This window comes from Paraburkholderia heleia NBRC 101817 (assembly GCF_000739775.1).
In the GTDB taxonomy this organism is placed as follows: Bacteria; Pseudomonadota; Gammaproteobacteria; order Burkholderiales; family Burkholderiaceae; genus Paraburkholderia; species Paraburkholderia heleia.
Window position 1 is genome coordinate 139906 of record NZ_BBJH01000026.1, and the last position, 17543, is coordinate 157448.

11 protein-coding genes and 2 pseudogenes are annotated in these 17543 nt (G+C 68.1%); 9 read left to right on the top strand and 4 right to left on the bottom strand.

All coding sequences use genetic code 11. From position 1 onward, the window contains the following. Positions 1–27 precede the first annotated feature (27 nt). A pseudogene (locus BHE01S_RS22175) lies at positions 28–4108 on the bottom strand (CheR family methyltransferase). A 73-nt stretch (positions 4109–4181) separates the two neighbouring features. Beyond that, positions 4182–5171 (bottom strand): chemotaxis protein CheB, encoded by a 990-nt coding sequence (locus tag BHE01S_RS22180; RefSeq protein ID WP_042267693.1) that lies wholly within the window; start codon positions 5169–5171, stop codon positions 4182–4184. A gap of 123 nt (positions 5172–5294) precedes the next feature. Between BHE01S_RS22180 and BHE01S_RS22185 the strand changes: the two genes are divergently transcribed. The 9 genes and pseudogenes from BHE01S_RS22185 to BHE01S_RS22220 all read left to right on the top strand — a co-directional run bounded on the left by BHE01S_RS22185 (position 5295) and on the right by BHE01S_RS22220 (position 14998). Further along, a complete protein-coding gene (locus BHE01S_RS22185; protein ID WP_042267696.1) occupies positions 5295–6227 on the top strand; it encodes a hypothetical protein in 933 nt (310 codons plus the stop codon). Beyond that, entirely contained in the window at positions 6224–6898 is a 675-nt protein-coding gene (locus BHE01S_RS22190; RefSeq protein WP_042267697.1) for a gluconate 2-dehydrogenase subunit 3 family protein, read from the top strand. Before BHE01S_RS22185 ends, BHE01S_RS22190 begins: the two co-directional genes overlap by 4 nt. Then, positions 6888–8549, top strand: a complete 1662-nt coding sequence (locus BHE01S_RS22195; protein WP_042267698.1) for a GMC family oxidoreductase — start codon at positions 6888–6890, stop codon at positions 8547–8549. Before BHE01S_RS22190 ends, BHE01S_RS22195 begins: the two co-directional genes overlap by 11 nt. 60 nt (positions 8550–8609) lie before the next feature. Beyond that, entirely contained in the window at positions 8610–8762 is a 153-nt protein-coding gene (locus BHE01S_RS38500; RefSeq protein ID WP_167337703.1) for a DUF6496 domain-containing protein, read from the top strand. Positions 8763–8786: 24 nt separating this feature from the next. Next, positions 8787–9788: pseudogene (coxB, locus tag BHE01S_RS22200) on the top strand (cytochrome c oxidase subunit II); the annotation flags it as partial. A gap of 1 nt (position 9789) precedes the next feature. Next, entirely contained in the window at positions 9790–12432 is a 2643-nt protein-coding gene (ctaD, locus tag BHE01S_RS22205; RefSeq protein ID WP_084069103.1) for a cytochrome c oxidase subunit I, read from the top strand. Then, on the top strand, positions 12429–12878 hold the full coding sequence (locus BHE01S_RS38695; protein WP_052406051.1) for a hypothetical protein: 450 nt from the start codon (positions 12429–12431) through the stop codon (positions 12876–12878). Before ctaD ends, BHE01S_RS38695 begins: the two co-directional genes overlap by 4 nt. Beyond that, positions 12875–14173 carry a c-type cytochrome gene (locus BHE01S_RS22215; RefSeq protein ID WP_042267699.1) on the top strand — a complete coding sequence of 433 codons (1299 nt, stop codon included), beginning with the start codon at positions 12875–12877 and terminating at the stop codon, positions 14171–14173. Before BHE01S_RS38695 ends, BHE01S_RS22215 begins: the two co-directional genes overlap by 4 nt. Positions 14174–14278: 105 nt before the next feature. Continuing rightward, the gene (locus tag BHE01S_RS22220; RefSeq protein WP_042267738.1) at positions 14279–14998 is read left to right on the top strand and encodes an MgtC/SapB family protein; all 720 of its coding nucleotides are present in this window, start codon (positions 14279–14281) and stop codon (positions 14996–14998) included. 25 nt (positions 14999–15023) lie between these two features. Here the strand turns inward: BHE01S_RS22220 and BHE01S_RS22225 are convergent, their stop codons facing one another. Beyond that, entirely contained in the window at positions 15024–16814 is a 1791-nt protein-coding gene (locus BHE01S_RS22225) for a glycoside hydrolase family 15 protein (RefSeq protein ID WP_042267701.1), read from the bottom strand. 235 nt (positions 16815–17049) lie between these two features. Further along, positions 17050–17526 (bottom strand): alcohol dehydrogenase catalytic domain-containing protein, encoded by a 477-nt coding sequence (locus BHE01S_RS22230; protein ID WP_042267703.1) that lies wholly within the window; start codon positions 17524–17526, stop codon positions 17050–17052. Positions 17527–17543 lie beyond the last annotated feature (17 nt).

Here is a 17543-nt window from a genome sequence, read left to right on the forward strand (position 1 = left end):
CTCCCATGCTCGCCGGAGGCTCGCGAACTAGCGTCGCAAGCGCGCGAAAGTCGCCAGCAGGTCTTCGAGCAGCACCGGCTTCTTGAGGTGCGCGTCGAAACCCGCCTGCTCGGACTGCTCCACATCGGCCTCCTGGCCAAAGCCGCTCAGCGCAATGCAGATCACCGATTCGAGCGCGGGCTGCGCACGCAGCCTGCCGATGAACTCATACCCGTCCATGCCCGGCATGCCGAGATCGGAGAGCACGAGATCCGGCGCCCGGCCGTTGAGCAGCGTCAGCGCTTCCTCGCCGCTCGTGGCCGTCTGCACATTCGCGCCTTCGCTCTCCAGCAGCAGCTTGAACGTCTCGACCGTGGCGGCGTCGTCGTCGACCATCAGGATACGGAGCCCCTGCAGCGACGCCATGGCCGCGCCAGCGCGGCTGTCCGCATGCGCGAACGAACGCTGCATCGGCAGCGTCACCGTGAACGCCGCGCCGCGCCCCAAGCCTTGCGACTCCGCGCGCACGCTGCCGCCGTGGATCGTCACGAGTTCGCGCACGAGCGCGAGACCAATGCCGAGACCCGAGCGCCGCGCGGCGGACTGGCGGCTTTGCTTGTACATGTCGAAGATGTACGGCAGGAGCGCCGGCTCGATGCCGGTGCCGGTGTCTTCCACGCGCAGCACGGCTTCGTCTTCCGCGACCTCCAGCGAGACGTTCACCGAACCGCGATGGGTGAACTTCATCGCATTGCTGATGAGGTTCCAGACAATCTGCTCGATGCGCGTGAAATCGGCATGCAGGATCACCGGCGTTTGCGTGATCGAGAGGTTCAGCGCAATGCCGCGCTGCTGCGCCTCGAACTGCACGGCGTGGCAAACGCGCTGCACGATCTCGCGCAAGTCCACCGCCGAGCGCATGACCGAGAGCTTGCCGGTGCGCACGCGCGAAATATCCAGCAGGTCGTCGATAATCTGCGCCTGTCCGACCACGGTGCGCCGGATCGTGTCCGCGGCGCGCGTGAGGTTCAGGCTCTGGCGCGTTTCCGGCGCCCGCGCAATGAGTTCCGCGCTCGCGGAGATCAGATTGAGCGGATGTTTGAGTTCGTGGGAGACCACGGCGAGAAACTCGTCCTGGCGACGCTGCCCGTCGCGCTCGCCGGCGTCGCGCACCTGTTCGAGCGCGGTGTCTCGCACGTCCGTGTCCGCGGACACGAGTTCGCCCAGGTCGCGTGCGATCTTGGCAAAGCCGCTCACGCCCGCTTCATCGAGGCGCGAAAGCACGCCGCTCGCGAAAAAGCGCGTGCCGTCCTTGCGCGTGTGCCAGCGTTCCTCGTCGGTGCGGCCATGCTGGCGCGCCAGCGCGAACTCGCGGTCGGCGACCTTGTTCACGCGGTCTTCGTCGGTCGAGAGCATGTCGGCGGACTGGCCGATCATTTCGGCCTCCGTATAACCGAAAATGCGCTCCGCGCCCGCGTTCCAGCTCGTCACGAAGCCTTCGTCGTCGAACGTGATGATCGCGTAGTCCTTCGTGCCCTCGGCAACGATGCGCATGCGCCGCTCGCCTTCGCGCAACTTGTCTTCGGCCTGGCGGCGCCCCGTGATGTCGATGAACGAGAGCACCGCGCCGTCGATACGGTCTTCGGTCGTGCGGTACGGCACGAAGCGCGCGAGATACCAGCGCCCGTCGTTGCTCTTCAGCTCGCGCTCGATCAGGCGCAGCGAGTCGAAGGCCTCGGCGGCGTCGTCGGCGAGCTTGTCGTATTCGAGCCGGTGCGTGATGTCGAGCAGCGAGCGGCCGATATCCGAGGGAATGATGCTGAACACGTCGGTCGCGCGCGGCGTGTAGCGCTTGATGCAGATGTTGCGGTCCACAAAGATCGTGCCGATGTCGTTCGCCGCGATCAGGTTCTGCAAGTCGTCGTTGATCTTGCCGGTCTCTTCGACCTTCGACTTGAGCTCCGCGTTGACCGTGGTGAGTTCCTCGTTGATCGACTGCAGCTCTTCCTTGCTGGTTTCGAGCTCCTCCGTCGCCGAGCGCAGCTCCTCGTTGATCGCCTGCAGTTCCTCGTTGGACGCCTTCAGTTCTTCCGTCGAGGTTTCCGACTGCTCGATGGTCGACTGCAGCTGCTCCTTCGTGCGCTGCAGCTCGCGCTCGAGCTGCGTGATGATCGGGTCCTTCTGCACGTCCACGGAAGCCGTTTCCACCCCGCTCATGCTGTCTTCGACTTCGTCGAAGAGCACCAGCACGAAGTCGGCGTTGGCCTCGGGGTCGTGCACCGGGCGCGCGGTCATGTTGACGAAATACGAGCGGCCGTCGCGCTCCAGACGCACGCGCCGCGCCTCGTCGCTGCGGTTGGTGTGCAGCGCCTGGTAGATCGCGGTGCGCAGTTCGAGCCGCAATTCCGGGCGCACGGCCGCGACGATGTTGTGCGAGGGCTCGCCGCCCGAATACTGGAGGAAGCGGCCCGCGCGGTCCGAAAGATGCACGATTTCCGAATCGCGGCTCACCAGCACGCTAGGCGGCGCGTACTGCTCGACGAGTCGCTGGTGCAGGTCGCCGAACGAAAAGCGGCGGCGTCCCGGCGGCTGCACGGTCGAGAGCACGGGCCGCGCGTTCATCGTGCCCGAAATCGCCACGGGCATGGGCGTGTCGCCGCGCACCGCCATGTTCGCCCGGTAAATGCGATTGCGCTTGTCCACCACGGTGAACATCGAACTCACGCTGTCCGCCGACTCGGAACTGCCGAGGAACAGCACGCCGCCCGGGCGCAGCGCGAAGTGGAACATCTTGAGGATTTCGATCTGCGCTTCGCGATCGAGATAGATCAGCAGGTTGCGGCAGCAGATCAGGTCGAGGCGCGAGAACGGCGGATCGCTCAGCACGTTGTGATGCGCGAACAGCATGTGCTCGCGCAGCTCTTTCTTCACACGATAATGCGCGGCGTCCTTGGAGAAGAACTGGCGCACGCGTGCCGGCGTGACGTCGGCGAGGATCGAGTCGGGAAAGAGGCCCGTGCGCGCGAACGAAATCGCGCGTTCGTCGATGTCGGTTGCAAAGACCTGGAACGAGGTGCCCTCGGGCGACTTGAGCGAACGTTCCTGGAGCAGCATCGCGAGCGAATAGGCCTCTTCGCCCGTGGCGCAGCCCACCGACCACACGCGGATGCGGTCCTGGTCGCCGCGCCCTTCGAACAGCTGCGGCAGGACTTCGCGCTCGAGGCACGTCGAACGCTTCCTTGTCGCGGAAGAAGTTGGTGACGCTGATGAGCATGTCCTGCAGCAGCGCCTGCGTTTCCTCGGGATGCAGATGCAGATGGTCGCGATACGCCTGCAGGTCGGTAATGCCGTTGACCTGCAGGCGCCGCTCGATACGGCGCAGGACCGTGGCGCGCTTGTAGTGGCGGAAATCGTGCGCCGTGCGCGTGCGCAGGATGATCATGATCTCGCGCAGCGCCCGCTCGGCCGCCTCGTTGACATGCTCTTCGCGCCGCTCCTCGCTGTCCGCGACGGGCAGTTGAATTTCCTTCGCCGTCGACCAGAGGTCCATCAGCCGCTGCGGCATCTCCGCCACGGTGGTGACGAAGTCGACCATGCCGGTGGCGATGGCGCTGCGCGGCATGCTGTCGTATTCCGCCTCCGCGGGATCCTGGGCAAACGTGATCCCGCCCATTTCCTTGACGCGCGAGAGGCCGACTGAGCCGTCCGAGCCCGCGCCCGAGAGCACGATGCCGATGGCGCGCTCGCGGTGCGTTTCGGCCAGCGTGCGGAAGAACACGTCGATCGCCGCGCGGCGGCCCTCCTGGGGCTGACTGGGTGAAACGCGCAGATAGTCGTCCACCATCGCAAGATCGAGCGACGGCGTGATGACGTACACATGGTCAGGCTCGATGGGCGTCGGGCTCGTCACCTCCACCACCGGCATGGCGGTCGCCTTGCGCAGCAGCGCGGCCAGATTGCTTTCGTGGTCGGGCGCGAGATGCACGACCACCACGAACGCCATCGAGGTGTGGGCGGGCAGGGATTCGAAGAAGGCCAGCAGCGCGCTAAGGCCGCCTGCCGATGCGCCGATGCCGACGATCGGATATTGGGTCTGGCTGCGGGGCATGTGGCCACGTCGTTTCGGCATGGTTGCCAGGTCCTGAAGAGGGAATGAATGGCGTTCGCAGTCGCGCCCTTAAGCCGCGCGTGCTGCGACGACATTATCCCTCCAGGAGCATTGACTGCAATAGTCCTGCCGCATCGCCCGCCCGCCGCGCGCTTTCCTCTTCCCGCTGCTGTGCATCGGCGTCGCCGCACCGCCTGTAATGCTCGCTCTGGGCCCGGCTCATCGATTCGCGCTCGCGCAGCGCGCGCAGGGCGTCGCGCAGCGCCCGCTCCACGTCGCGGCTGCGGCCCCGGTCGAGCGAGGCGGCCGTGTAGGCGTGGCCCGTGTGGCAGCGGTAGCGCAGCAGGCGCGAATCATCGAGACGCCAAAGCGTGCCATTACACTCCGGGCACGTGAACGTGGAGGGAGAAGCGATGCGGCTCAGGTCGCCCGCAAGTCCGTTGCCTTCGCGCCAGGCGCGCTGCTCGGCGCTTACGCGCTCCGTTGCGCGGCGCCGCGCGATCCTTTCGGCCGCCGTTGCCGAGGGCACGCGGCCCGTCAACTCCACGAGCCGATGGGCCATGCCCGCAAGCGGCAAGATGTAGTCGGCGAAGGGCGCGGCGTTGAGCGGCATCTCGCTCGCGTAAGCGTCGGACGGGTCCTGGACGATCCCGGTGCCGCCGCAGGCCTGGATGGCTTCCAGCCCGGCCGCGCCGTCGTCGAGCAGACCCGTGAGGATCACGCCGATCCCGCGCGGACCCAGTTGCGCGGCCACGCTGCGAAAGAGCGGATCGATCGCGGGGCGGGCAAAGTTCTCCTTCGCGCCATGCACGAGACGCAGGCGCGAGCCCTCCACGATCATGTGCTGGTCGGGCGGCGCCACGTAAATCGTGCCGGGCGACCAGGTTTCGCCGTCCTCGGCATGCACCGCACGCAGCGGGCCGGCGGTGCTGAGCAGCGACGGCAGATGGCTGAAATGGCTGCCCACGTGGAGCACGATGGCGATCGTCGCCTGCAGGTCGGACGGAAGCCCGGACACCAGACTTCGAAGCGCATCGACGCCACCCGACGATGTGCCTATGGCAATGAAGTCTCGGTAGATCAATTTGTGTCCAGGTTGGCCCGGGTGAATCCGATGTGTGCCGCAATTGGCATGCCCGGGATCGCCTGTGCATCGCGGCATCTGCCTTGCTGCTTCGCTTGCGGCAAACGAACCGGAGACAGCCCGATGACACAAACCGCGCGCACGGCTGCGGCCATCGCAAGCGTCGCGGCAGGCGCCGCCCTCGCGCTCTGGTCCACGCGCGACCTGCGCGAGTCGGCGCATGCTCGCGCGACCGGCAAGCACGTGGCCGCGGCGCGCAGCTTCAATCATGGATCGGCGCTGCTCGCGCTCTGCGTGCTCGCCGACAGCGCGATGGAGCACTATCGCGGCTCGTTCGAGAACCGCGCGATGTACCTGCCGCCCGCCGTGGCGCTCTGCGCGCTCGGCGCGGCGCTGCACGGCGGCGCGGACCGCCGCGCCGCCTCGCACCGGCTGCGTCATGCGATGCAGCTCACCAGCGCGGCCACCGGCGCGACCGGCACGGCGTTCCATCTTTACAACGTGACCAAACGGCCAGGCGGGCTGAGCTGGCATAACTTCTTTTATGGCGCGCCCGCCGGCGCCCCCTTCGCACTCGTGCTCTCCGGCGTGCTTGGCGCGATTGCCGAGCAGTTGCGCGACGAGCCCGAGCACGACCCGCAACTCTTCGGCATGCCCGCGGGCAAGGCACTCGCGCTCGTGGCGGGCGCGGGACTGCTCGGCACGGCAGCCGAAGCGGCGTTGCTGCATTTTCGCGGCGCATTTCAACATCCGGCGATGTATGCGCCCGTCACCGTCGTGCCGGTGAGCAGCGCATTGCTCGCGCATGCGGCGCTCGCCGCGCCCTCGCGCGCGGCCCGCGCGAGCGGGTTCGCGCGCTTCTGGCTGCGGCTCACGGCGGCGCTGGGCTTTGCGGGCTTCGGCTTTCACGCGAACGGCGTGGCGCGCGCGCAGGGCGGCTGGCGAAATGGGTCGCAGAACCTGTTCGCGGGGCCGCCCTTGCCCGCGCCGCCCGCGTTCAGCGCGCTCGCGCTCGCCGGGCTCGCCGCGTTGCGCATGCGGGAGACCGAACGATGACGCAAACGCCGAAGTATCCCGGCTACGACGTGCTTGCGAAACGCGACACGCCTTCGTGGGACGGGCCCACGCGCGCGGTGATCGAGGCACGCGTGACCACGCCCGACCGGGCGCGCTATCTCGCGCCGTCGCAATGGCAGACGCTGGTCGCGCTGTGCGACACGATCGTGCCGCAACCCGGGCGCAGTGAAGACGCGCATGACGCCTCGCGCGTGCCCGTTGCCGCGCTGGTGGAAGGCAAGCTGCTCGACGACCGGCGCGACGGCTTTCGCGATGCGCGTCTGCCGCCGTTGCGCGCCGCCTGGGAGACGGGGCTCGCCGCGCTCGACGCGGAAAGCGTGAAGGCCTATCGCGAGCCCTTCGCGCGGTTGCCCGACGAACGGCGGCGCGCGCTCGTCACGCGCATGCAGGGCGGCGAACTACGCAACAAGGCCTGGCACGACATGCCGTGCGACCTGTTCTTCACGAAGCGAGTGCTGCACGACGTGTGCGCCGCGTACTGGTCGCATCCGCTTGCGTGGAATGCGATGGGCTTTGGCGGCCCGGCGAATCCGCGCGGCTACGTGCGCCTTTACACGAACCGGCGCGATCCGTGGGAAGCCGTCGAGGCCGGCGACGATAGCGACGCAGCGCAACAGGCGGCGCGCGCGGAGAACGAGCGTGTGCGCTGATCCCGCGCAACCCGGCGCGGCAAACGAAGCGCCGCGCGGCAAGCATGGCCGCGCGCCGGACGTGTTCCGCCGCGGCGGCTGGATGCCCATGCGCGAGTACGCGCTCGACGACCCCGTGGATTTCGCCATCGTCGGCACGGGCGCGGGCGGCGCGACGCTCGCCTGCCGGCTCGCCGAGGCGGGCTTTCGCGTGGTCGCGTTCGACGCGGGCGCGTGGTGGCGGCCGCTCGAAGAGTTCGCCTCCGACGAAACCCACCAGGCCAAGCTCTACTGGACCGACGAGCGCATCTGCGACGGCGACAACCCCTTGCAGCTCGGCAGCAACAACAGCGGCAAAGCCGTGGGCGGCAGCACCGTGCACTTCGCGATGGTCTCGCTGCGCTTTCGGCCCGAATGGTTCCAGTCGCGCACGAAGCTCGGCTACGGGGTGGACTGGCCGCTCGACTGGCACGAAATGTGGCGCTACTACACCGAGGTCGAGCGCTCACTCGGCATCTCGGGGCCGGTAAACTATCCGTGGGGGCCCCGGCGGCCGCGCTACCCGTATCGCGCGCACGAAATCAACGGCGCGGGCCTTGTCCTCGCGCGCGGCTGCGAGGCGCTCGGCATTCCCTGGGCGCCCACGCCGCTCGCCACGCTCTCCGCGCCGCGCGGCGACGCGCACCCGTGCGTCTATCGCGGCTTCTGCGTGACGGGCTGCTCGACCAACGCCAAGCAGAGCGCGCTCGTCACCTGGATTCCGCGCGCCGTGCGTGCGGGTGCGGAAGTCCGCGATCTCGCGATGGTCGGCCGCATCGAAACCGACGCATTGGGGCGCGCCGCCGGTGTGCATTTTCATCGCGAAGGACGCTGGCACTTCCAGCGTGCGCGCAACGTGGTCGTGGCGGGCTACGCGATTGAAACGCCGCGCCTCTTGCTGCTCTCCGCGAACGGACGCTTTCCCGAAGGCCTCGCGAACCGCTCGGGACTCGTCGGCAAGCATCTCATGGTGCAGACGAACCAGGCCGCGTGGGGCGCATTCGACGACGAGATCCGCTGGTACAAGGGGCCGCCTTCGCTGGCGCTCACCGAACACTGGAACTACCAGGACGAAGGCAAGGACTTTCACGGCGGCTATTGCTACATGAGCCAGGGCCCGCTGCCGCTCGTCTGGGCGGCGACGCAAACGAGCCGCGGCCTGTGGGGCGAGGCGCTCATGCGCGAGATGACGAAATACAACCATCAGGCGGGCCTCAAGATGGTGGGCGAGACGCTGCCGCAGGAACGCAACCGCGTGACCCTCGCCGACGAGAAAGACGCGCTCGGCCTGCCCGTGGCGCGCGTCACATGGTCGATGTGCGAGAACGACCGCCGGCTCGTGAACCATGCGCTCGGCTTCATGAGCCGCGCACTCGCCGCGGCGGGCGCACGCGACATCTGGACCCAGGACGACGATACCTGCCACCTGAACGGCACCGCGCGCATGGGCAGCGACGCGCAAACGAGCGTCGTCGATGCGGACTGCCGTTCATGGGACATCCCGAATCTGTGGATCTGCGACGGCTCCGTGTTTCCGACCGTGGGCGGCGTGAATCCGTCGCTCACCATCCAGGCTGTTGCGTGCCGCACCGCCGACCGCATCAAGGCGCTGGCGGCGCGAGGCGAGCTTTGACGACGAGGGTCCGGGCACGCGTCGTGCGTGGATGCGAAGGCTTTTTAAAAGGAGGCCGCCATGCCGCTCAGCAAGGGAAAGACACGCGAAGCGATTTCGAAGAACATCAAGACGGAAGTCAAGCAAGGCAAGTCACAGAAACAGGCCGTTGCCATTGCGCTGAACCAGGCACGCAAGTCCGGCGCGAAGATTCCGAAGAAGCACCATAAATGATCCGGCGCGCCGCGCACGCGAAAACATTCTGGAGCCTACGCTGCTGCGCCGGCCATGACGCCGCTCGCCTACTTCCTGCATAGTGCGGGCCCCGCGGCGGGTCCGGTGCAGGCGCTCGGCTGGGGCCTCGCCGTCCTGTGCGTGGGGGTGTGCGTCGTCGTCGCGTGGCTGCTCTATCGGGCGATGCGGCGCAAGCGTCACGGCCGTGCGGCGCAAGACGAAGCGCTGTCGCAAACGGACGTCGCCGACGCGCAAGGCGAGCGCACGGCGAACCGCATCGTGGCCGTCGGCACGGCGATTTCCTCGGTACTGCTGCTGGGCGCGCTCGTGGCCATGCTGCGCGTACTGGCCGCCGTGGCCGAGCCGCCGCGCGCGCCTTCGCTCACTGTGGCGGTCACCGCTTACGACTGGTGGTGGAAAGTGACCTATCAAACGCCTGCGGGCACGAGCTTCGTAACCGCCAACGAAATCCATATCCCCACGGGCGAGCCCGTGCGCGTCGATCTGCAGAGCGCCGACGTCGTGCACGCGTTCTGGGTGCCGGCGCTCGCGGGCAAGACGCAAGCCATACCCGGCCAGGTCAATCACCAGTGGATCGAAGCCGACCATCCGGGCGTATGGCGCGGGCAGTGCACGCAGTTCTGCGGCGCCCAGCATGCGCACATGGCCATGGAAGTGGTGGCGCAAACCCCCGCCGATTTCTCGCGCTGGCTCGCTGCGCAACAGCGGCCCGCAGCGGCCCCGCAAGGCGGTGCGGCGCTGCGCGGCGAGCAGCTTTTCGCCGCGCGCTGCGGCGGCTGCCACGCCGTTCGCGGCACGCAGTCGGGCGGCGCGCAGGCGCCCGACCTCACGCATCTCGCCTCGCGACGCCTGATCGCCGCGGGCACGCTCGCCAACACGTCCGTCAACCGGCTCGACTGGGTCGCGCATGCGCAGCAGCGCAAGCCCGAATCACTCATGCCCGACATTGCCCTCACCCCCGCCGAGGCGGGCGACCTCGGCGCGTGGCTCGACACGCTTCAGTGACATGAACGATATCCCGGCCTCCCCCGCGGCTTCCGAGCGCCCCGCCAGCGCAACCGTGCCGCGCCGACCGCGCGCGGGGCGCCTCTCGCGCGTGCCGGAAACGGGCACGGCGCCGCTCGACGAAGCCACGCTGCGGCGCCTCGAAGAAACCTGGGAAACGCGGCCCGGCTGGCGCGGCTGGCTCTCCACGGTGGATCACAAGACCATCGGCATCCGCTACCTCGTCACGGCTTTCGTGTTCCTCGTGCTGGGCGGCGTGGAGGCGCTCATCATGCGCGTGCAGCTCGCCCGCCCCAACGAAACGCTCCTCACGCCTGAGCAATACGACCAGCTCTTCACGATGCACGGCGTGACGATGATCTTTCTCTACGCGTTGCCCGTGCTGAGCGGCTTTTCGAACTATTTGTGGCCGCTCGTGCTCGGCTCGCGCGACATGGCGTTCCCGCGCCTGAACGCACTCTCGTACTGGGTCTTTCTCGGCGCGGGCATTCTGCTCTACGCGAGCTTTCCCGCGGGACAGGGCGCCAATGCGGGCTGGTTCAACTACGTGCCGCTTTCCACGGCCGCCTACGACCCCGGGCCGAACATCGACGTCTACGCGCTCGGCATGGTGCTGCTCGGCATTTCCACCACGGTGGGCGCGGCGAACTTCGTCATCACGTTCCTGCGCATGCGCGCAAGCGGCATGTCGGTCGCACGGCTGCCCATTCTCGTCTGGGGCACGCTCACGGCTGCGGCCGCCAATCTGCTCGCCGTGCCCTCCGTGAGCCTCGCATTCTTCATGCTCTGGCTCGACCGCAACGCGGGTTCGCACTTCTTCGACACCACCGCCGACGGGCGCCCCCTGTTGTGGCAACACCTCTTCTGGATCTTCGCGCACCCGTGGGTCTACGTGGTCGTGCTGCCCGCCATGGGCATCGTCTCCGACGCGCTGCCCACGTTCTGCCGCCGCCCGATCGTCGCCTACGCGGCCGTTGCGCTTTCAACGGTCGCGACCATGCTCGTGGGCTTCGAAGTGTGGCTCCATCATATGTTCGCCACGGGCCTGCCGCCGCTCGCGCTGGCCTTCTTCGGCGCGGCCAGCATGGTGATTTCCGTGCCGAGCGCGATTGCCGTGTTCGCGTGGATCGCCACGATCTGGACCGGCAAGCCCGTGTTCAAGACGCCGTTCTACTACTTCGCAGGCTTCGTGCTGATGTTCACGGTGGGCGGCGTGTCGGGCGTGATGACCGCCGCCGTGCCGCTCGACTGGCAACTCACCGACACCTATTTCGTCGTGGCCCACCTCCACTACGTGCTGCTCGGCATCAACGTGTTTCCGGTGCTCGGCGGCCTCACGTACTGGTTCCCCAAGTTCACCGGACGGCTCATGAACGAGCGCTTCGGCAAGTGGACCTTCTGGGTCGCGTTCGTCGGCTTCAATCTGGGCTTCTTTCCGATGCACATTTCCGGGCTCCTCGGCATGCCGCGGCGCATCTATACCTACCCGGAAGGCATGGGCTGGGACACGGCCAACCTGCTCACGAGCATCGGCGCGTTCGTGTTCGCCATCGGCATCGCCATGTTCATCGGCAATGTGCTCGTGAGCGCGCGGCGCGGCGCACGCGCGGGCGCGAACCCGTGGAATGCGGCGGGCCTCGAGTGGGCGACTTCGTCGCCGCCGCCCCCGTACAACTTCGCCATCCTGCCGAGCGTGCGCTCGCGCGACCCGCTCTGGCAGCCCGATGCGAACGTGCCGCGTCCCGGCTACCTGCTCCATCGCGGACGCGAGGCGCTGGGCGTCACGCCGCTCGCGGGCGAACCCGACGTCATCCTCAAGATGCCTGAAGACAGCTATGCGCCCTTTGTGCTCGGCGTGGCCGCGACGTTCGTGTTCGTCGGGCTGCTGTTCCATTCGACATCATTTACTGCGCTCGCCGGGCTCGCGTGCGGACTCGCGCTGCTTTCGTGGTTGTGGCCGCGCCGCTCGCTCGGCCAGCGCGAGCCGTTTGCGCCGCAAGGCGCCACGCCCGCGGGCAAGGCCGCCGGGACAATGGCGATCCGCAGCGAAGATGAAACCCTCGCCCTGCCCGTAGGCAGCGCCGGCGAACATGCGGGCGGCTGGTGGGGCGTGCTCACGCTCGTCGTGACGGAATCCGCGCTGTTCGGCTATCTGATCTTTTCGTATCTCTATCTCGCTTCGCAGAGCGCGCAGCCCTGGCCGCCCGAAGGCCTGCTGAAACTCGGCGTGAGCGGGCTGAACACGGCGCTGCTGCTCACGAGCAGCGTGTTCGTATGGCTCGCGGGCGCGTTCGTGCGGCGCGCGCGATCGACGCCCGCGTTCTGGTCGATGATCGCCGGCATTGCGCTCGGCATCGCGTTCGTCACGATCCAGTGCTTCGAGTGGCGCGACCGGCCCTATGGGCTCGCGACGAATCTGTATGGCTCGCTCTACTTCACGATCACGGGCTTTCACATGGCGCACGTGATAGCGGGCCTGCTGATGCTCGCCGCGCTCGCGTTCTGGATCGCGCGCGGCTATTTCGACGGCAGGCGCGATGCGGCGCTCACCATCGGCGGCCTGTACTGGCACTTCGTCGATGTCGTGTGGCTCTTCATCTTCTCCGTGCTCTATCTGTCGCCCTACTGGATGCGAGGACGATGATGCCACCCGCCGCGCCCGCGCCCCCGGCCCCGCCAGCGCCCGTTCCCACGCGCACGCGGCCCACGCTGCGGCAACATGTTGCTGTGTGGTACGGCATTGTCGGTGTGCCGGCCGTCTGGGCGGCACACGTACTCTTTTGCCAGACGCTCGCGGCCACCGCATGCGCGGGTGGCGTCCCGCAACGCAATGGCGAGCCCTGGCCGGTCGTGCACTGGACGCTTGCGCTCGCCTGCGCCGCCGCGTTCGCGCTGGCGCTCGCCGGCGCGCTGCTGGCGTGGCGCACGTGGCGCGAAAGCGCCGCCGTCAACACGCCGCAGCGCGACACCTTCCGCTTTCTCGCGTGGAGCAGCGCCGCCGTTGCCATCGCGTTCACGATCGCGCTCGTGTTCACGACAACCGTGCTGTTCGCGCTGCCGCTCGAACGACTCTGCGGGGCGCTGCGATGAATGCGCGCGCGTGTTCGAGCGCGCTGCTCGCCGCCCTCGCGCTGCTCGCCGGATGCCGCCGCGACGAGCCGTTCGCGACGACGAAACCACCGCCCGATGCGGCCCAGATCGCGCTCGGCGAAAAGCTCGCGAAAGCGGGAGATTGCGCCTCGTGCCACGATTCCGCCAAACGCGAGCCCTTCGCCGGCGGTCTCGCCGTGAATTCGCCGTTCGGTCCGATCTACGCGAGCAACATCACGCCCGACCCCGTTCACGGCATCGGCGAGTACACGCCGGCGCAGTTCGCCGCGGCCTTACAGCGCGGCGTGGCGCGCGACGGCAAGCGGCTCTATCCGGCGATGCCTTATCCGTCGTTCGCGGCGCTCCACGCAAGCGACGTGAACGCGCTCTACCAGTACTTCATGTACGGCGTGAAGCCCGTGCCGAACGCCGCGCCGCCCACCCGTCTGCCGTTCCCCTTCAACCAGCGCTGGGTGATGCTGTTCTGGCGTCTCGCGTTCGCCCGACATGGCCGCTTCGAACCGGACCCCGCGCACTCCGCGCAGTGGAACCGCGGCGCCTGGCTCGTGCAGGGACTCGGCCACTGCGGCGCGTGCCACACGCCGCGCGGGCCCGCCTACAACGAAATGGGCTACACGCAAAGCAGCCCGCTCTATCTGACGGGCGGCGTGACCGACCACTGGTACGCGCCGAATCTCACGGGCGACCCCGGCGGCGGTCTGGGCCGCTGGAGCGCCGACGACATTGCCGCGTTCCTGCGCGACGGCCACAACGATCGCGCCTATGCGTTCGGCGCCATGGCGCCTGTGGTGGGCGCGAGCACGCAATACCTGAGTGACGGCGATCTGCTCGCCATCGCCGCCTATCTGAAGTCGCTGCCCGCACGCGAGGCGAGCGGCCAGTATGCCGATTCCGCCGCCGCGCGCGCCTCGACCATGGCGGCGCTGCACGGCGGCACGCCGGAGCGGCCTGGCGCGGGCCTCTATCTTTCGTACTGCGCGAAATGCCACGGCGCGGACGGCGCCGGCAAACCGGACAAGGCGCCGCCGCTTGCGGGCAGTTCGCTCGCGCTCTCGTCCGACGCGACGAGCGTGCTGCGCCTCATCGTCGAAGGCAGCCAGAGTCCGCAAACCGGCAACGGCGGCACGCCGCGCAAGATGCCCGCGTTCCGCACGCAGTTCACGGACAGCGAGGTCGCCGAAGTGGCGAGCTTCGTACGCGGCGCGTGGGGCAACAACGCCGCGCCGATCGCGCCCGCCGAGGTCACGCGGCTGCGCGAGGCGATCCACCGCTGACTGCGCCTTTATAAAGTCGTGGCGCGCCGCCGCGCAGTGGCATACGGCTTGCGCTGACCTTTGCGTCACCACGGCCCCTGGCCCGCAATGAACCCCGCCGCCCTCATGAATCCGATGCCGCTCGTCGTCACCTGGCCCGATTTCGCGGCACGGCTCATCGTCGCAATCGCGGCCGGCGCGCTGATCGGCCTGAATCGCGGCGAGTCGGGCAACGCGGCCGGGTTGCGCACGACCTTGCTCGTCTGCCTTGCCGCCTGCCTCGCCATGCTTCAGGTGAACGTGCTGCTCGTACTGCATGGAAAACCTCAGGATTCCTTTGTGATGCTCGACCTGATGCGGCTGCCGCTCGGCATACTCTCGGGCATGGGCTTCATCGGCGCGGGGTCGATCCTGAGAAAGGACGGACTCGTGCAGGGCGTCACCACCGCGGCGACCATGTGGTACGTCACGGTGATCGGGCTTTGCGCGGGCGGCGGCCAGTACGTGCTCGCCATTGCGGGCACCTTGCTCGGCCTCGTCGTGCTGCATACGCTGGAGCACGTCGAACATCGCCTGCCGCGCGGCAGACGCGCCTATATCACGCTGGGCCACGATGCCGGCAACGATGCCCGCAAGCTGATCGACGAAGCGTTGCGCGGAAGCCGGGCGCGCGTGGTGCTGCTCGGTGTCACGCATCACACAGCGGAAACGGCGTCGCACCAGCGACTCGACGCTTCGTTCGAAGTGCGCTGGCAGGCTCTCCCCGGTGACGACGCGGTCGAAACCGCACTCACTTCGCTCGTGGCGCGGGTGCACGAAGAAGCGTCGTGGTCGATCGAGCGTTGAGCCTGGGCGTTGTGCTCGCGCCGGCTCACCTGGCGCGGCGATGGCCTTGCGCCGATCCGCTCAGCAGCATCGCCGTCTTGACCACGGCCAGATGACTGAGCGCCTGCGGAAAATTTCCCGCCAGCCGCCCGTTGCGCACGTCATATTCTTCGGCGAGCAAACCGACGTCGTTGGCCACGGCGAGCACGCGCTCGAACTGCGCGATGGCCTCGTCCTCGTCGCCGCGCAGGTAGAGACAGTCGGCCATCCAGCACGAGCACGCGAGGAAGGCGCCTTCTTCGGGCGCTTCGTCGCCGCCGCGGCGCCAACGCCGAATCTGCCCGCCTTCGCCAAGCTCCGCGCGAATCGCGTCGATGGTGGCCGACATGCGCGGCTCCTCGGCGCGCATGAAGCCCACCAGCGGCATGAGGAGCACGCTCGCATCGAGCGCCTCTTCGCCGTAACTGCGCACGAAGGCGCCGCGCCGGGCGTTCCAGCCATGTTCGCAGACCTCGTCATGCAGCGCCTTGCGCATCTGCAGCGCGCGCTGCACCAGCGGGTCGCCCATGCCCGGACCGTCCTCACACCAATGTTTGATGAAGCGGTCGAGCGCGACCCACGCCATGACGCGCGAGAGCGTGTAGTGGCGCGCGCGGCCCCGCGTCTCCCAGATTCCCGAGCCCGGCTTGCCGCCATGATCGAGCAGCCAGCCGATCAGGCGCGCTTCGAGTTCGGCTTCCTCCTGCGCCGCAACGATTCCCGCGCGGCGCGTGAGATAGAGGCAATCGAACGCCTCGCCGAACACATCCGGCTGATACTGCGTGCACGCCGCATTGCCGAAGCGCACGGGCCGCGCGCCCTGCCAGCCCGCGAAGCGCCCGGCCTCGCGCTCGTTCGGCACGTGGCAGCCATCGACGCAATACATGACGTGAATGCGTCCGCGCGCGTGGCCGATCGTGCGCAGCAGCCAGTCGCGCCAGGCGCGCGCTTCGTCGTGAAAGCCCGCTTCGAGCAGTGATTCCAGCGCGAAGCTCGCGTCGCGCAGCCAGCAATAGCGATAGTCCCAGTTCAGTTCGCCGCCCGGCGCCTCGGGCAAAGACGTGGTGGGCGCAGCGACCATCGCGCCCGTCGGGCGGTAGACGAGGGCATAAAGCGTAAGCAGCGAACGCCGCACCGCTTGCGGCCAGAGCGTGCGCGCGTTGTCGAAGTGGCCGATCCAGCGGCGCCAGTGACGCTGCGTGTCGTGCAGTGCCGTGACGGCGGACGCCGGATCGACGCCTGCGCCCTCGCCCTGGCATAGCGTGAAGACGACGCGCTCGTCTGGGCGCACGGTGAACGCGGCTTCGAGCGCCTGCGCGTGAACGCGCAACGGCACATCCGCGCGCAGCGTCAGCGGGCCACCTGCGGCGTGCAGTGTCGCCGCGCCGTTTGCATCTATCGCGGCGGCGCGCACAGCAGGTCCATCGGCGCGGCGCGGCTGCATGATCATGTGCATATCCACACTGCCGCGCGTGCCTTCGACCATGCGCACGATGCACGCCTCGGTGCTATCGGCCGCCATGAAGTCGATCACGCGCGCGCTGCCGTGCTCGCCCTCCCAGGCGGTTTCGATCACGAGCGTATCGCGCTGGTAACCGCGGCTCGCGCGGCACGCCGGATCCGCCGGCGCAAGCCGCCAGTGGCCCTCTTCGTCACCGCCGAGCAACGCGGCAAAGCACGGTTCGCTGTCGAAACGCGGCCAGCAAAGCCAGTCGATCGAGCCTTCGCGAGCGAGCAGCGCCGCGCTGCGGCCATCGGCAAGCAATGCGTAATCTTCGATGAGAGGTGTCTGGGTCATGGACGATGGCGCCACCCGCGCACGAATGGGCGCGATCAAGACCTGCGCAAGCACTTCGGATTCCCGAAAGGTTGGCACATACAAAGAGGGCGCGTCCCTTTGCAGCGGCTTCGCAGCTTTTTTTGGGCGGCCGTCGGCCGCCCGCCGGCTTGCATCAATTACGCGTAAGGCTTGAAACGCGTGCGGCGCGCTCTGCTTGCCGCTCCGTATCCCCGCAGCGCGGGCACATCAAGGATCAAAGCGCGTCGTGCCACTGACGCATCACCACGAGCTTGCCGTGCGGATGCGCCTCGACGAGCCGCTCGAAGCCTCTGGGGGTATCGTCGAAGGCGAAGCGCTCGACCACTTCGGCCTTCACCGCCCCCTTCTCGACGAGATCGACGATACGGGCGGGTTGCGTGCCGTCCGGGCGGGCGGTGTAACGCGTCGCGCGCGCGCCTTGCGGCCAGGCCCGTGCGCCTTCGCCCCGGCTCACCACCACGCCCGCCACGTCGCGGCCGAGCGTGTAGGGCAAGTCGCCCTGCGTAACAAGCGGATAGCGGCCTTGCAGCGTCTTGAGATCGACCGGATTGAGCGCGGCGGCCTGTACTTCGATCAGCACCTTTCCATGCGCGGGCTCGGGCACGTTCACGCTCTCCTGGCGCAGCGACTCGACGCCGCCAAATTGCAGCACGCGCCACGCGAGCATCGTCTCGGGAATATCAGCGTCCATGAATGGCTCCTTGTACT

Coding starts and splice junctions, on each gene's coding strand:
- BHE01S_RS22185 (WP_042267696.1), top strand. CDS start 5,295: ATGACACAAACCGCGCGCACGGCTGCGGCCATCGCAAGCGTCGCGGCA.
- BHE01S_RS22190 (WP_042267697.1), top strand. CDS start 6,224: ATGACGCAAACGCCGAAGTATCCCGGCTACGACGTGCTTGCGAAACGC.
- BHE01S_RS38500 (WP_167337703.1), top strand. CDS start 8,610: ATGCCGCTCAGCAAGGGAAAGACACGCGAAGCGATTTCGAAGAACATC.
- ctaD (WP_084069103.1), top strand. CDS start 9,790: ATGAACGATATCCCGGCCTCCCCCGCGGCTTCCGAGCGCCCCGCCAGC.
- BHE01S_RS38695 (WP_052406051.1), top strand. CDS start 12,429: ATGATGCCACCCGCCGCGCCCGCGCCCCCGGCCCCGCCAGCGCCCGTT.
- BHE01S_RS22215 (WP_042267699.1), top strand. CDS start 12,875: ATGAATGCGCGCGCGTGTTCGAGCGCGCTGCTCGCCGCCCTCGCGCTG.
- BHE01S_RS22220 (WP_042267738.1), top strand. CDS start 14,279: ATGAATCCGATGCCGCTCGTCGTCACCTGGCCCGATTTCGCGGCACGG.
- BHE01S_RS22225 (WP_042267701.1), bottom strand. CDS start 16,814: ATGACCCAGACACCTCTCATCGAAGATTACGCATTGCTTGCCGATGGC.
- BHE01S_RS22230 (WP_042267703.1), bottom strand. CDS start 17,526: ATGGACGCTGATATTCCCGAGACGATGCTCGCGTGGCGCGTGCTGCAA.